The organism is uncultured Oceanisphaera sp. (assembly GCF_947495715.1).
In the GTDB taxonomy this organism is placed as follows: domain Bacteria; phylum Pseudomonadota; class Gammaproteobacteria; order Enterobacterales; family Aeromonadaceae; genus Oceanimonas; species Oceanimonas sediminis.
The window spans coordinates 14,673-28,848 of record NZ_CANLZU010000021.1 but is presented as its reverse complement, the minus strand read 5'-3'; the positions used below and the strand labels follow the sequence as shown (position 1 = coordinate 28,848).

The window sequence follows — 14,176 nt, the reverse complement described above, 5'->3', positions numbered from 1 at the left end:
TGCCATCCCTGGCATTGTCACGGTCGTGGGAGCCGATCTCTGTTGCCTCTCCTTAAGTACCGAGTTGTCTGCAGGTCGCTCCCACAGACGACGCCGCAGCATTGGGGCGGATGAAGGGTTCTACTCCAGCGACCATCACATGACAGGACGTCATGTGCTGAGCGCCACAGGGAAGTGCTTGCAGCGTGTCGATGGTGGAGATCCTTCGTTCGGCCTTTTCAGAACAGATGAATAGAACAGTTACTTTCTCAGTTTGGTATCAGTAGTCAGGGGAGGCCATGAGGTCTCCCTTTGTTTTTTTGTCTGCCAGCTGATCCAGCGCAAGGAAAATCCGGCTCAACGAGTGAATACTATTGAGGATGAAAACTTTTACTATTTAGATGCCAGTTGCTTATTGATTCCGGGTCGCGTCCGGGTATACTTCTAAACGTTAATTATTCTCACTCAACAAAATGGATCTGGATGATGTCTAAGAAATTTTTCCTGTCGGCGGCGGCACTGCTGGTTTCCAGCTTCACCAGCCAGGCGTTTGCCGAAGAAGTTAACGTCTACTCCAATCGCCAGGATTTTCTGATCAAGCCGATCATCGACACCTTTACCCAGGAAACCGGTATCGACGTCAATGTGGTGTTTATCAAGGACGGCATGGGTGAGCGCCTGCAGCGCGAAGGCCGTCTGTCACCGGCCGATCTGGTACTGACGGTCGACGTCAGCCGTTTGATGGATGTGGTCGACAAGGATCTGACCCAGGCGGTCGACAGCAAGGTGCTGGAAGAGAATATTCCGGCCCAGTACCGGGATGCCGACGGCAAGTGGTTTGCCCTTACCACCCGTGCCCGCGCCATCTACAGCTCGGTTGACCGGGTTGGCAAGCGTGATGATATCACCTATGAAGAGCTGGCCGATCCCAAGTACAAGGGTAAAATCTGTACCCGTAGCGGCAAGCATCCTTACAACGTGGCACTGGCTGCCTCCATGATTGACGAGCACGGTGTTGAATACACCAAGACCTGGCTCGAAGGCGTGAAAGCCAATCTGGCGCAGAAGCCCCAGGGCGGTGACCGGGATCAGGTCAAGGCCATTCGCGATGGTGTCTGTGACTACGCCCTGGGCAACAGCTACTACTACGGCGTCATGCTGACCAACGAAAAGCAGCGCGAGTGGGCCGAATCCGCCTACATCAACTTCCCCAATCAGGCGGATCGCGGTACCCACGTCAACATTTCTGCCGTGGCCCTGGCCAAGCATGCCAAGAACAAGGATGCCGCCGTCAAGCTGATGGAATTCCTGGCCGGCGACGAGGCGCAGCACCTGTATGCCTCCGCCAATCATGAATATCCGGTCAAGCCCGGCGTGGAGCCGTCCGAGCTGGTGAAGAGCTGGGGTGAATTCAAATCCGACGCTCGTCCGTTGACCGATGTGGCAAAACATGCCAAAGAAGCGGTGCAATTGATGGACGAAGTCCAATACGACCTGTAAAAAGACGGGGGTCAGCCCCCGTTCCGAGTTGTAGATGAAAAGACCTGGTTGGACGGTCGGCAGCTGGGCACTGGCTCTGCTGCTGACCTTGCCTGTGATGGCACTATTATATGAAGCACTGTTACCCGCAGAAGACCTCTTCCGTCATCTGTGGGGCACGGTGCTTCCTGCGTATATCAACAATACCTTCTGGCTGGTGTTGCTGGTCATGGTGTTCAGTCTGCTATGCGGGGTACCCGCCGCCTGGCTGATGGCCATGTGCGAGCTGCCCGGCAAACGCTGGCTGCAATGGGCGTTGATCCTGCCCCTGGCCATGCCTTCCTATATCGTCGCCTTCGTTTATACCGACCTGCTGGACTTTTCCGGCCCGGTGCAAGTCACCTTGCGCCAGTGGTTTGGCTGGCAGTCTGCCGCCGATTATTATTTTCCGCCCATTCGCACCCTCGGCGGTGCCGCCCTGATGCTGGGGCTGGTGCTGTACCCTTACGTGTATCTGCTGGCGCGAACTGCCTTTCTGGAGCAGTCCACCAGCCTGATCCAGTCCAGCCGCCTGCTGGGTTGCACGCCCTGGCAAAGCTTCAGACGGGTCAGTTTGCCGCTGGCACGCCCCTCCATCGCGGTGGGACTGTCGCTGGTGGCAATGGAAACCCTGTCCGACTTCGGTACCGTCAACTTCTTTGCGGTCAATACCCTGACCACGGCGGTGTACGACACCTGGCTCGGCTATGGCAGCCTCAATGCCGCCGCCAAAATTGCCGCCATGATGTTACTGGTGGTGATGCTGTTGCTGAGTGTCGAGCGCATCAGTCGCAAGCGCCAGCAGGTTTTTCAGAAGGGAATGGGCCACGAACAGGAAACCGGTTATCAACTGGGCGGCGTATCGAAATGGGGCGCCCTGGCGTTTTGTTGGGGGCTGGTGCTGGTGGGCTTTCTGCTGCCCTTTGTCATTCTCTGCTATCACGCCATTCATTATTTTGAACAGGCCTGGAATGCGCGCTTCTTCGAATACAGCATCAACAGCCTGGCGCTGTCGACCCTGGTGGCCGGGCTGGCACTGTTCATCGCCCTGCTGCTGGGCATGACCCACAGACTCACCGGTAAAAGCTACACGGTTGTGCCGATGCGACTGGCGAGCATGGGCTATGCCCTGCCCGGTACCGTGCTGGCCATCGGGGTGCTGGTGCCGCTGACCAGCCTCGACTTTGCCATCAACGATCTGGCCTTGTGGCTGGGGATGAGCGAGCCCGGCCTGCTGCTGACCGGCACCATGACCGCCATCGCCTTCGGTTATCTGGTGCGCTTCGGCGCCATGGCGGTGGGGGCGGTGGAAAGCAGCCTCGGCAAGGTATCGCCGTCGCTGGACATGGTGACCCAGACCATGGGCTATGGCCCGGGCGCCATGATGATGAAGGTGCACATGCCGCTGATCCGCAAGGGCATGCTGGCCGGCGCCCTGCTGGTGTTTATCGAATGCATGAAAGAACTGCCGGCGGCCCTGCTGCTGCGCCCGTTCAACTTTCAGACCCTGGCGACCTACGTATATCAGTTTGTGTCCGACGAACAGCTGGAGGTGGGGGCCCTGCCCGCCATCGTCATCGTGCTGGTCGGGCTGATACCGCTGATTTTCCTGAATCGATCACTGGAGCAGCATCACTGATGGCGGCATTGGATGTAAACGGCATTTGCTGTAGTTATAACGGTAATCCCATACTGAATGATCTGTCACTGCAGGTGGCCGAAAATGAAATCATGTGTCTGCTGGGCGCCAGTGGCTGCGGCAAGACCACGTTGCTGAAGGCGGTGGCGGGCTTGCTGCCGGTGACCGAAGGGGACATTTATATCCACGGTCGGCAGATGAACGGTAACGGCGTGGAGGTGGTGCCCGAACGGCGCAATATCGGCATGATTTTTCAGGACTACGCCTTGTTTCCGCATCTGAATGTGGCGCAAAACGTGGCTTTTGGCCTGCAAAGCAAGGAAAGCAGCAAGGCGCGCATCAAGACGCGGGTCGCCGAGGTACTGGAGCTGGTAAACCTGGCGGATCTGGGGGAGCGTTACCCGCACCAGCTGTCCGGTGGTCAACAGCAACGGGTGGCCATTGCCCGGGCCATGATCTGCCAGCCGGGACTGATGTTGCTGGACGAACCCTTCTCCAACATCGACACCCAGGTGCGGATGCGGCTGATCGGTGAAATCCGGGATCTGCTCAAGGGGCAGGGGATCAGCGCCATCTTCGTCACCCACAGCAAGGAAGAAGCCTTCGCCTTTTCCGATCGGCTGGCGCTGTTCCGCGCCGGCCATATCGAGCAGGTGGGGCGGCCGCAAACCCTGTACCAGCATCCGCAAAGCCGCTTCGTGGCCGATTTTCTCGGTCAGGCCAACTATGTGCCCGCCACCGTGCTCGACAACAATTCCCTGCTGACCGCCATGGGCCCCATTGCGAGTCAGGCGGCACTTAATGTCGATCCGGGCACCAGCGGCCAGCTGATGCTGCGGCCGCGGCAAATTCAGCTGTCGTTGACCGAACAGGGCAATGGCCGGGTGCTGGAACAGCAGTTCCTCGGCACCCATACCCGCTGTGTGGTGGAATGTCAGGGTCTGCAGCTGGAAGTGAGCATCAACGAGCCCCTGCCGGCGGTCAGCCAGGTCAGCGTGAAGGTGCTGCCCCATGCCCTGACTTTCTTTCCCGATTCCGAAGGCCAGCGCGCCGTCGCCTGACTCCGGGGATTGGGGATTCGTGATTTGGGACTCGTAGCCCCCGTTCCCTAGCCCCCGTTTTTGTCGTTATACTGGCCTCTTTCGAAGCAACGGAAGAGCAGAGAATGACAGCACAAGCCGGTATTTGCGCCGAACCCAATCTTCATGCCTATTATCTGATGTTCGACATCAAGCCCGATGCTTTCGGTGCGACTCGCGCCGCCCTGGCCGAGGTGCCGACCTTGTGGCAGGCCCTGCAGCAAGAGTATCCCGATGCGGCCTTTACCGGGCTGGTAGCCGTGGGCAACGAGGCCTGGGATGAACTCTATCCTGCGGCTCGCCCGGCCGAGCTGGCGCCCTTTCCGGCCCAGCAGGAAGGACAACGTATCGCCCCGGAAACCCCGTTCGATCTGTTCTTTCAGCTGCGTGCCGACCGGCTGGATGTGGCCTATATCGCGGTGCAACGGGTCATGGCGTTACTGGCCGGCAAGGTCGAGTTGAAAGACGAGCGGCAGGGCTTTCGTTATCTCGATGGTCGCGACATGACCGGTTTTGTGGACGGTACCGAAAATCCGGAAGGGGAACACAAGGCCGAAGTGGCGCTGGTGAGCGAGGGCCGTTTTGTCGATGGCAGCTACCTTCATGTGCAGCGTTACAAGCACAAGATGGCTCGCTGGCAAAGGCTGGCGGTGAAGGCGCAGGAAGATGTCTACGGTCGTACCAAGGTGGATAACATCGAGTACGAGTCGGCCCACAAAGCACCAACGGCTCATACCAGAAGAACCAGCCTCAAGAATGCGGCCGGCAACAGCATGGAAATTCTGCGCCAGAGTATGCCCTGGGGCACGGCCTCCACACAGGGGCTGGTGTTTGTAGCCTGCTGCAACACCTCGCTGCACTTTACCCGCATGCTGGAAAACATGTTTCAGCCCGACGACAACGGGCACTTCGATCACCTGACGCTGTTTACCCAGGCCGAAACCGGCGCCGCCTTCTTCGCGCCCTCGCAAGAGTGGCTGGTTACGCAGGGCGATGTGTAAAATCGATTGTGAGGGGTGAGGGGTGAGGGGAAATCGAGGGGCGTAGGGTCGAATTTATTCGACCGCTCAGGGCTGATGAACCCCGGGATTAGGGACAGGGGATTAGGGATTAGGGATTGGTACAGAGATGCTCGCAGTCCCTGATTTATTCAGGGCTAATCGGGCCGGGTGTGTGCTTGATGCCCCGCTAAAGCGGGGCCTACAATGTCCCGAGTCCCGAGTCCCGAGTCCCGAGTCCCGAGTCCCGAGTCCCGAGTCCCGAGTCCCGAGTCCCGAGTCCCGAGTCAGACGTACTGCTCGAACAGCTCCAGTACACCCTGGAACAGGGTTTCTATCGGGGTATCGTTGGTGGGAGTAATGAAAATGGTGTCATCACCGGCGATGGTGCCGAGAATGCCTTCAGCCTTGCCGAGCGAGTCGAGCATGCGCGCAATCAGCTGGGCGGCACCGGGGCTGGTATGGATCACGATGAGGGCACTGTTGTGGCCCACATCCAGCACCAGATTTTTCAACTGGCTGCTGCTGGTGGGCACGCCCAGTTCGACCGGCAGGCAATAGACCATTTCCATCTTGGCATTGCGGGTACGCACGGCGCCGAACTTGCTCAGCATGCGCGAGACTTTGGACTGGTTGATATTGTCGAACCCCGAATCCTGCAGCGCACTCACTATCTCTGCCTGGGAGCCGAAGCGTTCTTCCTTGAGCAGGGCCTTGAAGGCCTTGATCAGTTGTTCTTGCTTTTCGTTCATTTTTTGCAGCCGACTGAGCGTGGTTGAATGGGACATATTGTCTATCCGTGGCCATTTTTTATCAAGGAATAGTCATTTATTTTGCATAAAGATGCAAAATAAGCTTGCATTAACAACAATGCAAAATAAAATCAGCCGAACACTCTGACAAATGATGTGAACATAGCGCATGGGCATAGAATTCAGCGGCATTTGCAAGTCCTGGGCTGGTCAGGAAATTTTAAGCCAGGTTTCGCTTAAATGCGATGCCGGAGAGACATTAGTGCTACTTGGGCCAAGCGGTGCAGGTAAAAGTTCGCTGTTACGGTTGCTCAACCTGCTGGATATTCCGGATTCCGGTCAATTGACCATTGCTGGTGAACATTTTTCCTTTCCCGATGTTCGCAGCAGCCAGTTGCAGAAAAGAGCGCAGCAACTGCGCGGCAAGGTGGGCATGGTGTTTCAGCAATATCACCTGTGGCCACATCTGACGGTAGAGCAGAACCTGCTGGAGGCGCCGCTCAAGGTGCTGGGCATGGACAAGACCAAGGCGCAGGATAAGGCCGGTTACCTGCTGAGTCAGCTCAAGCTGGCCGACAAGCGGCATGCCTGGCCGGGCGCCTTGTCGGGCGGTCAGCAGCAGCGGGTGGCCATTGCCCGGGCGCTGATGATGAATCCGTCGGTGCTGCTGTTCGACGAACCCACGGCGGCACTGGATCCGGAGATCACCAAGGAAGTGGCCGACATCATACTGCAGCTGGGTCAAACCGGTATCACTCAGGTGATTGTGACCCACGAAGTCGGCTTTGCCCGCCGCATAGCGACCAGGGTGGCCTATCTCGAACAGGGCCGTCTGGTGGAATACGGCGATGCCGGGCTGCTCGAACACCCTCAGACTCAGCGGTTGGCCGAGTTTCTGACCCATTAATGACCATAAGGACATCATCATGAACAAGACCCTGTTATCCCTGGCCCTGCTGGCCACCGTTGGCACCGCTCAGGCGGCAGAAGTGAAGTTTGTTACCAATGCGGCCTATCCTCCCTTCGAGTTTGTCGATGAAAACAACGAGATGCAGGGGTTCGATCTCGATCTGGCCCGAGCGCTGTGTGACGTGGCCGCCCTGCAGTGCAGCTTTCACAACCAGTCTTTCGACAGCCTGATTCCGAGCCTCAAGTTCCGTCGTTATCATGCCGCCATCGCCGCCATGGACATCACCCCCGAGCGTGCCAAGCAGGTGGACTTCAGCGATATCTATTATGAAAATTCCGCCGTATTCGTGGCGCCAACCGGCAAGTTCGACGGCATCGACGATCTTAACGACAAGACAGTCGGCGTGCAGAACGGCACCTCGCACCAGAAATACATTCAGGACAAGCTGGAAAGCGAAGGCCTGGAAGCGCGTCCCTATCAGAGTGTGCAGGACGCCCTGCTGGACATGACCAACGGTCGTTTGAATGCGGTGTTTGCCGATACCGCCGTGGTGGGGGAATGGCTGGGCAAGAACGACGGCTATGCGGTACTGGGTGAGCGCATCACCGATGACAATTACTTTGGTACCGGCTTCGGCATCGCGGTGACCAAGGGGAATCAGGAGCTGCTCGACAAGCTGAACCAGGGCCTGAGCGAGCTCAAGGCCAACGGCAGCTACGACCGTCTCTACCAAAAGTATTTCCCCCAGTAAGATGCTGACTCACCTGATGAATGCCAGCCTGATGACGCTGGGGCTGGCATTGATGTCATTGGCGGCCGGCCTGGTGCTGGCCATTTTGCTGTGCGGCGCCGAGATGAGCCGCTTTGCGGTTTTACGCTGGCCGACCACCCTGCTCACCACGGTACTGCGCGGCCTGCCCGAAATCCTGGTGGTATTCTTTATCTATTTCGGCTCGACCCAGATACTGTTTTTGCTGACCGGCGAGTATCTGGAATTCAGCCCCTTCTGGTGTGGAGTGACGGCCTTGTCGCTGCTGTTTGCCGCCTACGCCGCCCAGACGTTGCGCGGGGCGCTGAACGCGGTGCCCAAGGGCCAGCGGCAGGCGGCGCAGGCACTGGGCCTGCCGCCCCTGTACACCTTTGTGCGTATCGTGTTGCCGCAAACCTGGCGCCATGCGCTGCCGGGGCTGGGTAACCAGTGGCTGATCCTGCTGAAGGACACGGCGCTGGTGTCGTTGATCGGGGTGCACGATTTGATGTATCAGGCCAAGGCCATTGCTGCCCGCACCTACGAACCCTTTACCTGGTACGGCATGGCGGCGCTGATTTATCTGGCGATTACCGTGCTTAGCCAGCAGGGGCTGAAACGGCTGAGAACCAGGGTAACCCGTTATGACTGAGTGGCTTAATTATTTGCCGACCCTGCTGCAGGGGGTGAAAATCACCCTGACCATTACCGGTGCCGGCCTGTTACTGGGGCTGGTGATCGCGCTGCTGCTGACCTGGGTGCTGGAGCGCCGGGTGCCGGTGCTGGCGCAACTGACGGAAGGTTATTTGCTGTTGCTGACCGGGACGCCGCTGCTGGTACAGATTTTTCTGGTTTACTATGGCCCGGCCCAGTTTGACTGGATCAAGACCAGCTGGGCCTGGACTTATCTGCGCGAGCCCATGTTCTGTGCCATTCTGGCGCTGGGCATGAATGCCGGTGCCTATACCTGCCGCCTGTTCAAGGGCGCGCTGGAGGCGGTGCCGAAAGGCGAAACCCTGGCCTGCCAGGCGCTGGGCATGAATGGCTGGCAGACGCTGAGCGTCAAGCTGCGCCATGCCGCAAGACGGGTGATTCCGGCTTATTCCAACGAAGTGGTATTGGTGCTCAAGGGCAGCTCGCTGGCCAGTACCATCTCGATCATGGAAATCATGGGCCTGGCCCAGCGGCTTAACGGCCAGACCTACGACACCCTGGCGGTGTTCGGGATGGCGGGCGCCATTTATCTGGTTTTGAATGGTCTGCTGACCTTTTTGTTTCGTCTGCTTGAACGGCGAGCACTGGAATTTCAGACTCAAGGATGAGCCGCGCGCTTCACAGAACTGCGCATTCACCCAGCCTTACCCATTGTCTTTCTACGGCGCTTTCGCTATGTTGCTAAAGCCCTAGGAAACGTCTAACAACCCATAATAAAACGGAGTTCAGCTATGAAAGTTGCCGTACTTGGAGCCGCCGGTGGTATCGGTCAGGCTTTGGCCCTGCTGTTGAAAAACAACCTGCCTGCCGGTTCTGCATTAAGCCTGTATGATATTGCCCCCGTCACTCCCGGTGTTGCCGCCGACCTGAGCCACATCCCGACTGCCGTCAGCGTGGTTGGTTTTGGTGGTGAAGATCCGACTCCTGCGCTGGAAGGCGCCGATATCGTGCTGATCTCCGCCGGTGTTGCTCGTAAGCCGGGCATGGATCGTGCCGACCTGTTCAACGTGAACGCCGGTATCGTCAAAAACCTGATCGAGAAAGCCGCTGCCACTTGCCCCAAGGCCTGCATCGCCATCATCACCAACCCGGTGAACACTACTGTGCCGATTGCCGCCGAAGTGCTGAAGAAAGCCGGTGTCTACGACAAGAACAAGCTGTTCGGTATCACTACGCTGGACGTGATCCGCGCCGAGACCTTCGTGGCCGAAGCCAAGGGTCTGAATGTTTCTGATGTTAAAGTACCGGTGATCGGTGGCCACAGCGGCGTGACCATACTGCCGTTGCTGTCTCAGGTAGAAGGTGCTTCTTTCTCCGATGAAGAAATCGAGAAGATGACCTACCGCATCCAGAATGCCGGTACCGAAGTGGTTGAAGCCAAGGCCGGCGGCGGTTCTGCCACCCTGTCCATGGGTCAGGCTGCCTGTCGTTTCGCACTGTCTCTGGTCAAGGCCATGCAGGGCGAAGCCAATGTGGTCGAGTGCACCTACGTCGACGGCGGCAGCGAGCACGCTCAATTCTTCGCACAGCCGGTACTGCTGGGCAAGAACGGCGTTGAGAAAGTGCTGCCTTACGGCGAAATCAGCGCATTCGAACAGGCCGCGATGGACGGCATGCTGGAAACCCTGAAAGGCGATATCGTCAAGGGTGTCGAGTTCGTTAACCAGTAAGGTTCGAATTCGGTCCGCTAAAAAAGGGAGCTTCGGCTCCCTTTTTCAGTTCAGGGATTGGGGAATAGGGATTGGGGATTTGAGGGGAGTAGTCGCGTGCTTCAGCCGCGAAAACCTGCAGAGCAGGTTCTGATGCACAGATCTAACCTTTTACGATGAATTGGCTTTATCTCCAGAGGCAACACAGCCACCTCCCACGACGCGCTACGAGTACGTCCATGTAAGCTCGGAAATGCCATCCCTGGCATTTCACGGTCGTGGGAGCCGTTCTCTGTTGCCTCTTCTTGAATACCGAGTTGCCCGTAGACAAGGCTAACCGAAGACGCGGTAGCATCAAGAAGGACAAAGGGATCTGCTCCGGCGACCTTCTGTTTCAGGGATGAAACAGAGAGCGTACACGGAGGTATTCATAGCGAGTCGGCGGAGCGGATCCTTTGTCCGACATTGCCAGATTTTTACCCCCTCACTTTGGCCAGGCCAGGCCCACCTTGGAGCCGTTGTGCCGGCCCAGCTGCTGGCTGATCCAGCGGCCGGTGTCTACCAGTCGGTCCAGATCGACGCCGGTGTCCAGGCCCAGCCCGTTGAGCAGATAAACCACCTCTTCGGTGGCGATGTTACCCGAGGCGCCGGGGGCGTAGGGGCAGCCGCCGAGCCCGGCGACCGAACTGTCGATGATGCGAATACCATCTTCCAGCAGCGCATGAATATTGGCCAGCGCCTGGCCGTAGGTATCGTGAAAATGCACGGCCAGGTTTTCTATCGGCACCTGCCGGCGTACCGCGGCCAACATGGCCCGGGCCCGGTTCGGGGTGCCTATGCCGATGGTGTCGCCGAGAGAGATTTCAGCGCAGCCCAGTTGGTACAAGGCGTCGGCCACCCGGGCCACGGCGGCGGGCGACACCTTGCCTTCATAGGGGCAGCCGAGCACGGTGGACACATAGCCGCGCACTCGTAGCCGATGCTGCCGGGCCTTGGCCAGCAGCGGCGCGAAGCGGGTCAGGCTCTCTGCGATGGAGCAATGGATATTGTGCCGGCAGAACGACTCGGAAGCGGCGGTAAACACCGCCACTTCGTCGGCACCGGCGGTCAGGGCTGCCTCCAGGCCGTGCATATTGGGGGTGAGGGCGCTGTAGATCACCTGGGGCCGGCGCCGAATACCGGTGAGCACGGCGTGGCCGTCGGCCATTTGCGGTACCCATTTGGGCGAGACAAAGCTGGCGGCCTCGATATGGCCCAGGCCACAGTCGGCGAGACGCTCGACCAGCGCGATTTTCACCGCCGTCGGCACCAGCCCCGGCTCGTTCTGCAGGCCGTCGCGCGGGCCGACTTCCACCAGTTTGACCTTGTCGTTCATGGCGCCTTTGGCTCCTGCTCTGGCTGTAACTCGGGCTTCAACTCTGGCTCCAGTCGCAGCAATTCGGCACCTTCATCGACCTGGCTGCCTTGCCGGTAATACACCTCGGCTACCCGCCCGGCAATGGGGGCGACGATGGGGTGCTCCATCTTCATCGCCTCCAGCACCAGCAGCGTCTGGCCGGTGGCAACCACATCGCCGACCGCCACCTTGAGCTGGCTGACCATCCCGGGCATGGGGGCACTGAGGCCGCCGCCATCATGGGTGCCGGTCTGCTGGACATCGGCCTGGTGCAATTGCACCTGGTAACACTCGGCCTGATAAAACAGCCAGAGTCGATCCCGGTACCGGGCCAGATGGCAACGCAGCGGTATGCCGTCGAGCACCGCCTGCAGTTGGTCCCCGTGCAGTTCGGCGGTGATGCTATGTGACTGATCGTCAACCGTCATTCGCCAGCCCGAATGATCGGCATCAATGTCGACTTCACCGATTTTTTCTTCCCGTTTCAACACTAATTTCCTGCTGGCCGGCAGATTGAGCCGCCAGCCCTGACGGCTGGCAAAAGGGGAGCTGTCTTCGTCGGATTCGGTGAGCAGTACAAAGGCGGCGCAGAGTGCCAGCACCCGGGATGGCTGCAGGGCAGGTGGGGTAAACAACAGCTCACCGTGTTGCTCAATAAAGCCGGTGTGCAGCTCGGCGGCCTTCAGCGGGGCCGATTCGGCAAGCCTATGCAGAAAGCGCAGATTGGTGCGCACGCCGCCGATACGATATTGCGCCAGCGAGCGGGCCAGCTGGCGCAGGGCTTGCTCGCGGGTCTCGGCCCAGACGATCAGTTTGGCGATCAATGGATCGTAGAATATTCCGACCTCGTCACCCTGGCGCACGCCGGTATCCAGCCGAATAACGGCCGCTGGACTGCCAGTGGTGCCGGTGCCGGGCTCGTGCAGATAATGCAGGGTGCCGGCGGCGGGCAGAAACTCATGCTCGGGATCTTCCGCATAGACTCGGGCCTCCACGGCGTGCCCCTGAAGCTTTATTTGTTCCTGGGCCAGCGGCAGTGGCTCGCCGTAGGCGACGCGTAACTGCCACTCCACCAGATCCAGGCCGGTGATCAGCTCGGTGACCGGGTGCTCCACCTGCAGGCGGGTGTTCATTTCCATAAAGAAAAAGTCGCCGTCGGCCAGATACAGAAACTCCACCGTGCCGGCGCCGCGATAGTCGATGGCCAGCGCCGCCCTGACCGCCGCTTCGCCGATGGCGATGCGGGTTTGTGGTGCAAGATGGGGGGCGGGGGCTTCTTCCAGCACCTTTTGGTGACGGCGCTGCACCGAGCAGTCTCGCTCCGACAGATAAATGCCGTGACCGAACTGGTCGCAGAATACCTGTACCTCCACATGACGCGCCTGGGGCAGGTAGCGTTCCAGTAGCATGGCGTCATTGCCAAAGGCGGCACTGGCCTCGCGGCGGGCCGAGGCCAGTGCCTCGTCGAAGTCATCAATCGAATGGACCACCCGCATGCCCTTGCCGCCGCCGCCGGCTACCGCCTTCAGCAGCAGCGGAAAGCCGCAGCGTTCGGCCTCTGTTCTCAGCTGGCCGAGATCTTGATTGGTCCCGTGATAGCCGGGCACTACCGGCACACCGGCGGCACTCATCAGCGCCTTGGCGGCAGACTTGGAGCCCATGGCGGTGATGGCGGCGGCGGGCGGCCCGATAAAGACTAATCCTTGCTCGGCGCAGGCATGGGCGAAGTCGGCGTTCTCCGACAGAAAGCCGTAGCCCGGATGAATGGCCTCGGCGCCACAGGCCTTGGCGATATCCAGTAACTTGTCCTGGCAAAGATAACTGTCGCTGGCCGGGGCCGGCCCCAGCCGCCAGGCCTGGTCGGCCAGCTCCACATGGGCGGCATTTGCATCGGCATCGGAATACACGGCCACCGTCTCGATGCCGAGCCGGTGGGCGGTGCGGATGATGCGATAGGCAATTTCACCCCGGTTGGCAATCAGTATTCGGTTAAACATCCTTGTCCTCCCAGGCAGGCTTGCGCTTGTTGATAAAGGCATCCAGCCCTTCCCGGGCCTCGACGCCGACCCGCAGCTCGGCAAGGCGGCGGGCACTGTCTTCGATTAACGCCTCGTCGATGACCCGGCCGGAAAAATCCCGCACCAGCTGCTTGGCGGCGGCAAGGGCCTGGGGGGCATTGCGACTTATCGCCTGAATAAGGGGCGCCGCCGCGTCATCCAGGCTTTGGTCGGGGGAGGCCTGCAGATGCACCAGCCCCAGCCGCTCGGCCACGTCGGCTGCCATGACTTCGGCGGTGAGCATGTAACGCCTAGCCAGGCGGGCGCCGATGGCGCGCAACACATAGGGGCTGATAGTGGCGGGAATCAGGCCCAGCTTCACCTCGCTCAGGGCAAAGCGTGCGTCCGCCGCGGCCACCACCAGGTCGCAGCAGGCAATCAACCCCAGGGCGCCACCGTAGGCGGCGCCCTGCACCAGCGCCAGGGTCGGATGAGGAAAGGTATCCAGCTGCCACAACAGCTGGGCCAGTTGCCGGGCATCAATCAGATTCTGTCTCTCATCGAGGCTGGCCGTCTGTTGCATCCAGCCCAGATCCGCCCCGGCACTGAAGTGGCTACCGGCCCCGCGCAGCACCAGCACCCGCAGTCCGGGTTGGCGGGCAGCCTGCTCCAGTTGCTCGCGCATGGCGGCAATCAGCCGCGCGTCGAAGGCGTTGCGGCGTTCGGGCCGGTTCAGTATCAGCTCCCACACGCCGGGGCGGCATTGCTGCAGTAGCACGGGCTCCTTCATCTTGCCT

The 14,176-nt window shown here is 59.6% G+C and carries 13 protein-coding genes; 9 read left to right on the top strand and 4 right to left on the bottom strand.

Translation table 11 applies throughout. From position 1 onward, the window contains the following. Nucleotides 1-465: 465 nt before the first annotated feature. From Q0753_RS13650 to Q0753_RS13635, 4 genes are all read left to right on the top strand, one after another. Nucleotides 466-1,479 carry a Fe(3+) ABC transporter substrate-binding protein gene (locus Q0753_RS13650; RefSeq protein ID WP_298722140.1) on the top strand — a complete coding sequence of 338 codons (1,014 nt, stop codon included), beginning with the start codon at nt 466-468 and terminating at the stop codon, nt 1,477-1,479. 34 nt (nt 1,480-1,513) lie between these two features. Then, nucleotides 1,514-3,136, top strand: a complete 1,623-nt coding sequence (locus Q0753_RS13645; RefSeq protein ID WP_298722138.1) for an iron ABC transporter permease — start codon at nt 1,514-1,516, stop codon at nt 3,134-3,136. Further along, nucleotides 3,136-4,197 carry an ABC transporter ATP-binding protein gene (locus Q0753_RS13640; RefSeq protein ID WP_298722135.1) on the top strand — a complete coding sequence of 354 codons (1,062 nt, stop codon included), beginning with the start codon at nt 3,136-3,138 and terminating at the stop codon, nt 4,195-4,197. The genes Q0753_RS13645 and Q0753_RS13640 overlap by 1 nt, the downstream gene beginning before the upstream one ends. A 104-nt stretch (nt 4,198-4,301) precedes the next feature. Further along, nucleotides 4,302-5,216 carry a Dyp-type peroxidase gene (locus tag Q0753_RS13635; protein WP_298722132.1) on the top strand — a complete coding sequence of 305 codons (915 nt, stop codon included), beginning with the start codon at nt 4,302-4,304 and terminating at the stop codon, nt 5,214-5,216. Nucleotides 5,217-5,500: 284 nt separating this feature from the next. On the opposite strand, the gene argR is transcribed toward Q0753_RS13635, so the two are convergent. Further along, on the bottom strand, nt 5,501-6,001 hold the full coding sequence (argR, locus tag Q0753_RS13630) for a transcriptional regulator ArgR (protein ID WP_298722129.1): 501 nt from the start codon (nt 5,999-6,001) through the stop codon (nt 5,501-5,503). Between the two features lie 133 nt (nt 6,002-6,134). Here argR and Q0753_RS13625 point away from each other — a divergent pair, with 133 nt between their 5' ends. The 5 genes from Q0753_RS13625 (at nt 6,135) to mdh (ending at nt 10,007) form a co-directional block, all read left to right on the top strand. Next, nucleotides 6,135-6,872 (top strand): ATP-binding cassette domain-containing protein, encoded by a 738-nt coding sequence (locus tag Q0753_RS13625; protein WP_298722123.1) that lies wholly within the window; start codon nt 6,135-6,137, stop codon nt 6,870-6,872. Between the two features lie 19 nt (nt 6,873-6,891). Continuing rightward, nucleotides 6,892-7,626 carry a transporter substrate-binding domain-containing protein gene (locus Q0753_RS13620; RefSeq protein WP_298722120.1) on the top strand — a complete coding sequence of 245 codons (735 nt, stop codon included), beginning with the start codon at nt 6,892-6,894 and terminating at the stop codon, nt 7,624-7,626. Between the two features lies 1 nt (nt 7,627). Next, entirely contained in the window at nt 7,628-8,275 is a 648-nt protein-coding gene (artQ, locus tag Q0753_RS13615) for an arginine ABC transporter permease ArtQ (RefSeq protein WP_298722115.1), read from the top strand. Continuing rightward, on the top strand, nt 8,268-8,945 hold the full coding sequence (artM, locus tag Q0753_RS13610; protein ID WP_298722112.1) for an arginine ABC transporter permease ArtM: 678 nt from the start codon (nt 8,268-8,270) through the stop codon (nt 8,943-8,945). The genes artQ and artM overlap by 8 nt, the downstream gene beginning before the upstream one ends. A 123-nt stretch (nt 8,946-9,068) precedes the next feature. Next, the gene (gene mdh / locus Q0753_RS13605) at nt 9,069-10,007 is read left to right on the top strand and encodes a malate dehydrogenase (protein ID WP_298722109.1); all 939 of its coding nucleotides are present in this window, start codon (nt 9,069-9,071) and stop codon (nt 10,005-10,007) included. Nucleotides 10,008-10,470: 463 nt separating this feature from the next. On the opposite strand, the gene Q0753_RS13600 is transcribed toward mdh, so the two are convergent. From Q0753_RS13600 to Q0753_RS13590, 3 genes are read right to left on the bottom strand one after another with little or no spacing between them, the layout of a single operon-like run. Then, nucleotides 10,471-11,361 (bottom strand): hydroxymethylglutaryl-CoA lyase, encoded by an 891-nt coding sequence (locus Q0753_RS13600; RefSeq protein ID WP_298722106.1) that lies wholly within the window; start codon nt 11,359-11,361, stop codon nt 10,471-10,473. Next, nucleotides 11,358-13,379 carry an acetyl/propionyl/methylcrotonyl-CoA carboxylase subunit alpha gene (locus Q0753_RS13595; protein WP_298722103.1) on the bottom strand — a complete coding sequence of 674 codons (2,022 nt, stop codon included), beginning with the start codon at nt 13,377-13,379 and terminating at the stop codon, nt 11,358-11,360. The genes Q0753_RS13600 and Q0753_RS13595 overlap by 4 nt, the downstream gene beginning before the upstream one ends. Continuing rightward, entirely contained in the window at nt 13,372-14,169 is a 798-nt protein-coding gene (locus Q0753_RS13590; RefSeq protein ID WP_298722100.1) for an enoyl-CoA hydratase-related protein, read from the bottom strand. The genes Q0753_RS13595 and Q0753_RS13590 overlap by 8 nt, the downstream gene beginning before the upstream one ends. Nucleotides 14,170-14,176: the final 7 nt, after the last annotated feature.

Bases quoted from the DNA above. Each gene is read 5' to 3' on its own strand.
- artM (WP_298722112.1), top strand. From the start codon at position 8,268: ATGACTGAGTGGCTTAATTATTTGCCGACCCTGCTGCAGGGGGTGAAA.
- Q0753_RS13640 (WP_298722135.1), top strand. From the start codon at position 3,136: ATGGCGGCATTGGATGTAAACGGCATTTGCTGTAGTTATAACGGTAAT.
- argR (WP_298722129.1), bottom strand. From the start codon at position 6,001: ATGTCCCATTCAACCACGCTCAGTCGGCTGCAAAAAATGAACGAAAAG.
- artQ (WP_298722115.1), top strand. From the start codon at position 7,628: ATGCTGACTCACCTGATGAATGCCAGCCTGATGACGCTGGGGCTGGCA.
- Q0753_RS13650 (WP_298722140.1), top strand. From the start codon at position 466: ATGTCTAAGAAATTTTTCCTGTCGGCGGCGGCACTGCTGGTTTCCAGC.
- Q0753_RS13635 (WP_298722132.1), top strand. From the start codon at position 4,302: ATGACAGCACAAGCCGGTATTTGCGCCGAACCCAATCTTCATGCCTAT.
- Q0753_RS13625 (WP_298722123.1), top strand. From the start codon at position 6,135: ATGGGCATAGAATTCAGCGGCATTTGCAAGTCCTGGGCTGGTCAGGAA.
- Q0753_RS13645 (WP_298722138.1), top strand. From the start codon at position 1,514: ATGAAAAGACCTGGTTGGACGGTCGGCAGCTGGGCACTGGCTCTGCTG.
- Q0753_RS13590 (WP_298722100.1), bottom strand. From the start codon at position 14,169: ATGAAGGAGCCCGTGCTACTGCAGCAATGCCGCCCCGGCGTGTGGGAG.
- Q0753_RS13600 (WP_298722106.1), bottom strand. From the start codon at position 11,361: ATGAACGACAAGGTCAAACTGGTGGAAGTCGGCCCGCGCGACGGCCTG.
- mdh (WP_298722109.1), top strand. From the start codon at position 9,069: ATGAAAGTTGCCGTACTTGGAGCCGCCGGTGGTATCGGTCAGGCTTTG.
- Q0753_RS13620 (WP_298722120.1), top strand. From the start codon at position 6,892: ATGAACAAGACCCTGTTATCCCTGGCCCTGCTGGCCACCGTTGGCACC.
- Q0753_RS13595 (WP_298722103.1), bottom strand. From the start codon at position 13,379: ATGTTTAACCGAATACTGATTGCCAACCGGGGTGAAATTGCCTATCGC.